A 7,820-nucleotide genomic window follows, 5' to 3' on the forward strand; every position below is an offset into this window, starting at 1 on the left:
TAGACTCGTCGCGTGACCACCACCGCCTCGCCCGCCCTGGCCCCCGACGCCCCCACCGCAGCCCTCGACGTGCTGCACCGGGTGTTCGGCTACGACGAGTTCCGTGGCCAGCAGGCCCAGATCATCGACCAGGTGGTCCAGGGCGGCGACGCCCTCGTGCTCATGCCGACGGGTGGCGGCAAGTCGCTCTGCTACCAGGTGCCAGCCCTGGTCCGCGAGGGCACGGGCATCGTCGTCTCGCCGCTCATCGCCCTGATGCAAGACCAGGTCGACGCCCTCGAGGCCGTCGGCGTCCGCGCGGCGTTCCTCAACTCGACGCAAGACCCCGACCGTCGTCGTGCGGTCGAGCAGGCGTTCGTCGAGGGCGAGCTCGACATGCTCTACCTCGCGCCCGAGCGGCTCAAGCTCGAGTCCACCAAGTCGTTGCTCGACCGGGGCCACGTCTCGCTCTTCGCCATCGACGAGGCCCACTGCGTGGCGCAGTGGGGCCACGACTTCCGCCCCGACTACCTCGAACTGTCCGTGTTGCACGAGCGCTGGCCCGACGTGCCGCGCATCGCCCTGACGGCGACGGCCACCGAAACCACCCACCGCGAGATCTCGCGACGCCTCGAGCTCGACGACGCGAAGCACTTCGTCGCCGACTTCGACCGCCCCAACATCCAGTACCGCATCGAGGCGAAAGACGGCCCGCAGCAGCAGCTGCTGCGGTTCATCCGCGCCGAGCACGACGGCGACGCCGGCATCGTGTACTGCCTGTCCCGCAAGTCGGTCGAGAGCACGGCCGAGTTCCTGGTCAAGCAGGGCATCCCGGCGCTGCCCTACCACGCGGGCCTCGAGGCACAGACCCGGGCGCGCAACCAGGCGCGGTTCCTGCGCGACGAGGGCATCGTCATGGTCGCCACCATCGCCTTCGGCATGGGCATCGACAAGCCCGACGTGCGCTTCGTCGCACACCTCGACCTGCCCAAGTCGGTCGAGGGCTACTACCAAGAGACCGGCCGTGCCGGCCGCGACGGCCTGCCCTCGACGGCGTGGCTGGCCTACGGACTGCAAGACGTCGTGCAGCAGCGACGCATGATCGACCAGTCCGAGGGTGACGCCGAGCACCGCCGCAAGCTCGGCGCCCACCTCGACGCCATGCTCGCCCTGTGCGAGACGGTCGAGTGTCGACGCGTGCAGCTGCTCGGCTACTTCGGGCAGGCGAGCACCGCGTGCGGCAACTGCGACACCTGCCTCTCGCCGCCCGAGTCGCTCGACGGCACGGTGCCCGCCCAGAAGCTGCTCTCGACGGTCGTCCGGCTCAAGCGCGAGCGCAACCAGCAGTTCGGCGCGGGCCAGATCGTCGACATCCTCGTCGGCAAGTCGACCCCCAAGGTCCTCCAGAACCGCCACGAGCAGCTGTCCACCTTCGGCATCGGCACCGACCTGAGCGACGTCGAGTGGCGGGGAGTCGTCCGACAGCTGCTCGCCCAGGGGCTGTTGGCGGTCTCGCCCGACGGGTACGGCACGCTCCTGCTGACCGACGCCGCGGGCGAGGTGCTCTCGGGCGGCCGCACCGTCCGGCTGCGACGCGAGCCCGAGCGCCCGGTGCGCTCGGCCCGCGGGCGGGGTGGTTCGGGTTCGTCGAGCCGCGGTTCGTCACGCGGTGCCGCCGAGTTGACCGGCGACGACGCCGCCCTGTTCGAGACCCTGCGCGAGTGGCGCGCCGGGGTCGCCCGGGCGCAGGGCGTCCCGGCCTACGTCGTGTTCGGCGACGTCACCTTGCGGGGCATCGCGTCCGAACGGCCCACCTCGCTCGACCAGCTGGCGGGCATCAGCGGCGTCGGCCAGAAGAAGCTCGACACGTACGGTCAGCAGGTGCTCGCCGTCGTGGGCGGCACCGCCCCGGCCGAGGCGGCGGCCGTCGGCACGCCCGCGACGGCGTCGGTGTCCGCGGCGGGCAGCGCCACGGCCCGCTCTCCTCGCACGACGTCGACGGCTCCGTCCGCCGGTCGTGGTGCCCGCCGTGCCGCACCGCCCGCGGTCGACGAGGTGCCCGAGGTGCCGGCCGACGATCTCTACGACCTGCCGTCCGATGCTCCGTTCGATCCCTACGACGACGCGCCGCCGCCGCCCGACGACTGGCGCTGACCCGGGGTCGACGGGCCGAAGCCGAGCAGCGGGAACGCCTGCGACAGGACGACCAGGGCGACCGTCGTGATCACCATGGCCGAGAACCCGCCCAAGAACGGCTGTCCGTTCATGCGGGCCACGTAGGCCGCGGCGAGCAGCACGGCCCCGCCCGCCGGGGGTGCCAACCCGATGAAGCGCATGCTCGTCCGGTCGAGCGCAGCACCTCGTCGCGTCCGACGGAGCGACGAGACCGCCACGACGACGAGCGCGAGCCAGACGATCGCCGACAGCCCGTAGAGGCCGGTCGCCACGACCGTCGCGGTGAGACCGACGCCGACCGATGTGCCGGCGCCGACGATGCTGGTGACGGCGAAGTAGGTGGAGATCAGCGCGGTGGCACCGAAGACGAACGGCAGGCGCGAGGGGCGGGTGGTCACGGTCTCGTCGTCCAAGGCGGTCCTCTCGGGTCGTCGGGGCTGTCGTCGGGCGATGATGCCGGGCACTCCGGGCACCAGGGGTGCCGGGGTGGTCCGCGGTCGTCCCCGGCTGTCGGAGTCGGGGACGCGGGAGGCCGACCGTTCGTCCGGCCGGACCACCGCCCTCGGGGTCGGGCGGTGCGTCGCGGCGCTCGTCCCGGGTCTCGGGCCGATCCCCCGACGAGGACTCGCCGGAGGGTCGTGAACCGGACGAGCGTCCCGTTTCGGTCGGTCTCCGACGATAGGGCGCGGCTCCGTCGGCGGCAATCCTCCCTGAGGGGGACACCCGTTGTTCCCCGAATCGGGTGGTGCGGGTGGGTGTCGAGGGGCCCCGGGTGAGGCGCGGGGGCGAGTCATGCGCCTCGGGGAATGTGGCGTCGGGCACAGTGGAGCGTGCTCACAACGCTCAGCCGATCGGTCCTGTCACCCCTCGTGCGTGTGGTCTGGCGTCCCCGGGTGATCGGGCGACGCAACGTCCCGCGACGTGGTGCCGTCATCCTGGCCAGCAACCATCTCTCGTTCATGGACAGCGTCGTGATCACCCTCATGGCACCCCGTCAGGTCTCGTTCCTCGCGAAGAACGCCTACTTCACCGGCTCGGGTCTCCGGGGTCGTGCGTCGCGCGCGTTCTTCACGGGCATCGGCGCGATCGGTGTCGAGCGAGGGGCCGGGTCCGCCGCGCAGCACGCCCTCGACCTGGGTCTCGGCAAGCTGACGGACGGCGACGCGTTCGCGATCTACCCCGAGGGGACGCGCTCCCTCGACGGGCGGCTGTACCGCGGCCGGACGGGCGTCGCCTGGCTCGCGCTCACGAGCGGGGCCCCGGTCGTGCCGGTCGCCCTGACGGGGACCCAGGAACTGCAGCCCGCGGGCACGCGCCTCCCGCGCCTCCGGAAGGTCACCGTCGAGTTCGGCGAGCCCATCGACCTCTCGCGCCACGGTGAGGCGAAGTCGGGTCGGGCTCGTCGGCACGCGACCGACGAGGTGATGGCGGCGATCCAGCGGCTCAGCGGGCAGGTCGAGGCGGGCTCGTACAACGATCCGCCGGCTCCGTCGGTCGTCGCGCGGGTGCGCCGCGCGATTCGGCCCGACCCCGTGGGGCCCGACCCGCTCGACTGAGCCGCGCTGCTCGCCCGCGCCGCTCGCCTGAGCCGCGCTGCTTGCCCGCGCTGCTCGCCCGCGCCGCTCGCCCGCTCCGGGCGTAGCGTCGGAGCCATGAAGGTCGCAGTGCTCGGGACGGGCATCATGGGTCAGGGCGTGGCGGGAACACTGCTGCGCGAAGGGTTCGACGTCACGGTCTGGAACCGCACGAGGTCGAAGGCCGAGCCGCTGGCCGCCGAGGGCGCCGTGGTCGCCGACACGGCGCGTCAGGCGGTCGAGGGTGTGGACGTGGTCGTCACCGTGTTGTTCGACGGCGACGCCGTGCTCGAGGTCCTCGACGAGGCCGCCGGCGCGAGCCGGCCCGACGCCGTCTGGGTGCAGACCAGCACGATCGGAGAGGCCGACACGGCGCGCGTCGTCCGGACGGCCGACGGGCACGGGCTCCGGCTCGTCGAGGCGATGATGCTCGGCACGAAGAAGCCGGCCGCGACGGGGAAGCTCGTCATGCTGGCCGCCGGCGACGAAGCCCTGCTCGACGCCGTGCGTCCGGTGCTCGACGCCATGGGATCGAAGACGATCATCGCGGGCGACACGGTCGGGCAGGGGACGGCGCTCAAGCTCGCCGCCAATGCCTGGATCGCGACGATCACCGCCGCCACGGCCCAGTCGCTCGCGCTGACGGAGGCCCTCGGCCTCGATCCGCAGCTCTTCCTCGGCGCGATCGACGGCGGCCAGTCCGACACCCCGTACGCGCACCTCAAGGGCGCGACGATGATCGCGGGCGAGTACCCGGCCCAGTTCGCGCTCGACGGCATCCGCAAGGACCTCGACCTCATGCAGGAGGCTGCCCAGGGCACGGGCTTCGACACCGGCCTGCTCGAGGCGCTGTCCGGTGTGTACGCCTCGGCTGCCGAGCAGGGCCACGGCGGCGACGACATCGCCGCGGTCCGCACCGGCTTCGACCGGAACGGTTCCGCCGAGACCCCCTGAAACCACCGAGACCCTCGCGCGCGCGGAAGGGTCTCGGCGTGTTCCTGGGGTGTCAGCGTCCCTGACCGCCCGCGGCGGCCACGAGCGCGGCTGCGACGGCACGGGCGGTCGTGGTGTCACGCGCGGGCTCGCGGAGACGCATGGCGAGGTCGCCCGTCACGACCAGCAACAGGTGTTCGGCCAGCGCCTCGGCCTGCCCACCGACGAGCGGGCGGGCGAGGTCGGTGAGTCGCGTGCGGAGCGACTCGGTGTCGAGCCGCACGGCCTCGGCGACGTCGGCGGGCGGATCGACGTACTCGGCCGCCGAGGCGAGGAAGGCACACCAGCGGGCCCCCGTCGGGCGGGACCGGAAGTCGTCCAGCGCGTCGAAGACCGCGAGGAGGCGCGGGCCGGCCTCGTCGTGCCGGGCGACGGCGGCGTCCCAGGTGGCGAGCCAGTCGTGGTGGCGACGGGTCAGCGCTGCGGCGACCAGCGCCTCCTTGCTGCGGTAGCCGCGGTACATCGTCGCCGCCGAGACGCCCGCGCGGGCGAGGACGGCGTCGACGGGCGTCGCCGCGATGCCGTTCGTGAAGAACAGCTCGTCGGCGGCGTCGAGGATCTTCTTCTCGCTGGCCGGGCGCAGGGGCATGCGGACAGCTTAGGCTGTCAAAATGAAACGTACGTTTTCGAATGACGTCGGGCTCGTCGCCGCCGGCACGGCCCTGATCGCCGTGACCTACGGTCTGGTGCGCCTCGCCTACGGGTTGTACCTGCACGAGATGCAGGCCGACCTCGGGTTCGACGCGGGTGTCGCAGGAACGGTCTCGTCCGGAGGCTCGCTGGCCTACGTGGCCGGCGCGGTGGCGGGGTTCGCCGCGGCCGGTCGCCACTCCCGGGCCCTCGTCGTCGCGGCGGGCGCCACGGCCGGGGTCGGGGCCACGGGCATGGCCCTCGCCCCCGACGTGGTCCCGTTCGCACTCGCGGCCGTGCTGGGCTCGGCCGGTGCCGGGCTCGCCTCGCCCGCGCTCGTGCGCGTGCTGCAGCGCGGTCTCGACGACGTGCGGCAGGCGGGCGCCCAGACGGTCGTCAACGCGGGCACCGGGCCGGGACTGATGGCGGCGGGCCTCCTGGCGTTCGCGTTGCTGCCCGACTGGCGGCTCGCCTGGCTGGTGGCCGCCGGGGGAGCCGTCGCGGCGGCGGGGGCCGTCCTCGTGCTCGACCGCCGCGCCTCCTCCGCTCGATCCCTCGTCGCGGACGGCACCACCGGTGTCGCACGCGCCGACACCGCCCGCCCGAGCGGCGCCACGGGCCTCGGCCCGACCGGTCCCCGCGGCCTCCTGCCGCCGCAGTCGTGGTTCGTCGCCCACCGGTGGGTGCTGCTCGGGGCGCTGCTCGCCGGTGCCGCCTCGGCCGCGGTCTGGAACTACGGACGCACCCTGCTGGTCGACACCGGGGTGGCGGCCGAGCTGTCGGTCGGGGCCTGGGTCTGCCTCGGCGCCGGAGGCACGGCCGTCATCGTCACCGCCCGACCGCTGGCACGCCTGGCCCCCGGGACGGTCTGGACGCTCACCCTGGCCGTGATGGCGGCGGGCACCGCCGGGGCGGCGGCCCTGCCCGGTGTCGTGCCGGTGGCGTTCGCGGCCTGCGCGGCGTTCGGCTGGGCTTACACGGCGGCGACGGGTGCGCTCATCGCCTGGACCGCCGAGATCGACGCCGAGCGGGCCGCGAGCGGGACGGCGCTGCTCTTCGTGCTGCTGGTGCTGGGCCAGGCCGTGGGGGCCGTCGGCCTGGGCGCGCTCGTCGACACAGCCGGCTACGGCACGGCGTTCGTCCTGGCCGCGCTCGCGGCCCTCCTCGCGGCGGGCCTCGGTCGTCTCAGACCCCGGGACGTGGCGGACGTCCCTGCCCGCGACCAGGGTGCTCGGTGACTTCCCAGGTGTCGGGGCACCCGGCGGGGAATGCAGCGTGCAACCGCCGGGTTGCCTCACGGGCGCCCCCGCCCGAGGGCGACCCACCGTTCGGAAGGACCACCCTTGGACCTCTTCTCTCCCGCCACCTTCGGCCAGCTCGAGCTGCGCAACCGCGTCGTCATGGCGCCCCTCACCCGTCTGCGCTCCGGCGACGCCGGCATCCCCGGCGACGTCGTCGTGGAGCACTACCGTCAGCGCGCCTCCTTCGGCCTGATCACGACGGAGGGCACCTACCCCTCGCAGGAGTCCAAGGCCTACGACGGCCAGCCCGGCATCGTCACCGACGAGCAGGTCGCCGGCTGGAAGCGCGTCGCCGACGCCGTCCACGCCGAGGGCGGCCAGATCGTCATGCAGGTCATGCACGGCGGTCGCGTCTCGCACACCGACATCACCCGCACCGACCGCATCGTCGGCCCCAGCGCGATCGCCATCGACGGTCAGGTGCACACCTCGGCCGGCAAGGTCGACTTCCCCGTGCCGCACGCCCTCACCACCGACGAGGTGCACCAGGTCACGGCCGACATCGTCGCCGCGTCGAAGCGCGCCGTGCTCGAGGCCGGGCTCGACGGCGTCGAGATCCACAGCGCCAACGGCTACCTGCTGCACGAGTTCCTCTCGCCCGTCTCGAACGTCCGCACCGACGAGTACGGCGGAACCCCCGAGAACCGTGCCCGCCTCGCGATCGAGACCGCGACCGCCGTGGCCGAGGCGATCGGTGCCGGCCGCGTCGGCATCCGCCTGTCGCCCATGCACAACATCCAGGACGTCGTCGAGACCGACGTCGCCGACGTGACCGCCGTCTACCGCGCGCTCGTCGAGGGACTCGCCCCGCTCGGCCTCGCCTACCTCAGCGTGCTGCACGCCGACCTGCGCGGCGAGCTCGTGCAGGACCTGCGGACGCGCTTCGGTGGTGCCTTCGTCGCCAACAGCGGGTTCGGCCAGATCACCACGCGCGACGAGGCGATCGCCGAGGTCGCGGACGGCCAGGCCGACGCCGTCGCCGTGGGCCGTTTCGCCATCGCCAACCCCGACCTGGTCGAGCGTTGGCAGGGCGACCACGAGGTCAACGAGCCGAACCCTGCCACGTTCTACGCCGAGGGTGCCGAGGGCTACACGGACTACCCGACCCTGCAGCACGCCGACCGCTAGTCGGTCGCCCGCCCCGCGAACCCCGTTCCGTGCGACGAAC

7 protein-coding genes are annotated in these 7,820 nt (G+C 73.4%); 5 read left to right on the forward strand and 2 right to left on the reverse strand.

From position 1 onward, the window contains the following. Positions 1–12: 12 nt before the first annotated feature. Positions 13–2,133 (forward strand): DNA helicase RecQ, encoded by a 2,121-nt coding sequence (gene recQ, locus ASE87_RS07660; protein ID WP_082452477.1) that lies wholly within the window; start codon positions 13–15, stop codon positions 2,131–2,133. Here recQ and ASE87_RS07665 read toward each other — a convergent pair. Beyond that, a complete protein-coding gene (locus ASE87_RS07665; protein WP_157489745.1) occupies positions 2,094–2,567 on the reverse strand; it encodes a hypothetical protein in 474 nt (157 codons plus the stop codon). The genes recQ and ASE87_RS07665 overlap by 40 nt on opposite strands. A gap of 393 nt (positions 2,568–2,960) precedes the next feature. Here ASE87_RS07665 and ASE87_RS07670 point away from each other — a divergent pair, with 393 nt between their 5' ends. Then, positions 2,961–3,710 carry a 1-acyl-sn-glycerol-3-phosphate acyltransferase gene (locus ASE87_RS07670; protein ID WP_056227325.1) on the forward strand — a complete coding sequence of 250 codons (750 nt, stop codon included), beginning with the start codon at positions 2,961–2,963 and terminating at the stop codon, positions 3,708–3,710. Positions 3,711–3,737: 27 nt separating this feature from the next. Beyond that, entirely contained in the window at positions 3,738–4,682 is a 945-nt protein-coding gene (locus tag ASE87_RS07675; protein ID WP_255350920.1) for an NAD(P)-dependent oxidoreductase, read from the forward strand. A 52-nt stretch (positions 4,683–4,734) separates the two neighbouring features. Here the strand turns inward: ASE87_RS07675 and ASE87_RS07680 are convergent, their stop codons facing one another. Next, a complete protein-coding gene (locus tag ASE87_RS07680) occupies positions 4,735–5,310 on the reverse strand; it encodes a TetR/AcrR family transcriptional regulator (protein ID WP_056227328.1) in 576 nt (191 codons plus the stop codon). A 22-nt stretch (positions 5,311–5,332) separates the two neighbouring features. Here ASE87_RS07680 and ASE87_RS07685 point away from each other — a divergent pair, with 22 nt between their 5' ends. After that, the gene (locus ASE87_RS07685; protein WP_056227331.1) at positions 5,333–6,589 is read left to right on the forward strand and encodes an MFS transporter; all 1,257 of its coding nucleotides are present in this window, start codon (positions 5,333–5,335) and stop codon (positions 6,587–6,589) included. A gap of 105 nt (positions 6,590–6,694) precedes the next feature. Then, on the forward strand, positions 6,695–7,780 hold the full coding sequence (locus ASE87_RS07690; RefSeq protein ID WP_043593206.1) for an alkene reductase: 1,086 nt from the start codon (positions 6,695–6,697) through the stop codon (positions 7,778–7,780). The last annotated feature ends 40 nt before the right edge of the window (positions 7,781–7,820 follow it).

The sequence above is a fragment of the Frigoribacterium sp. Leaf44 genome (assembly GCF_001421865.1).
Lineage (GTDB): Bacteria > Actinomycetota > Actinomycetes > Actinomycetales > Microbacteriaceae > Frigoribacterium.

Bases quoted from the DNA above. Each gene is read 5' to 3' on its own strand.
- ASE87_RS07685 (WP_056227331.1), top strand. From the start codon at position 5,333: ATGAAACGTACGTTTTCGAATGACGTCGGGCTCGTCGCCGCCGGCACG.
- ASE87_RS07670 (WP_056227325.1), top strand. From the start codon at position 2,961: ATGTGGCGTCGGGCACAGTGGAGCGTGCTCACAACGCTCAGCCGATCG.
- ASE87_RS07680 (WP_056227328.1), bottom strand. From the start codon at position 5,310: ATGCCCCTGCGCCCGGCCAGCGAGAAGAAGATCCTCGACGCCGCCGAC.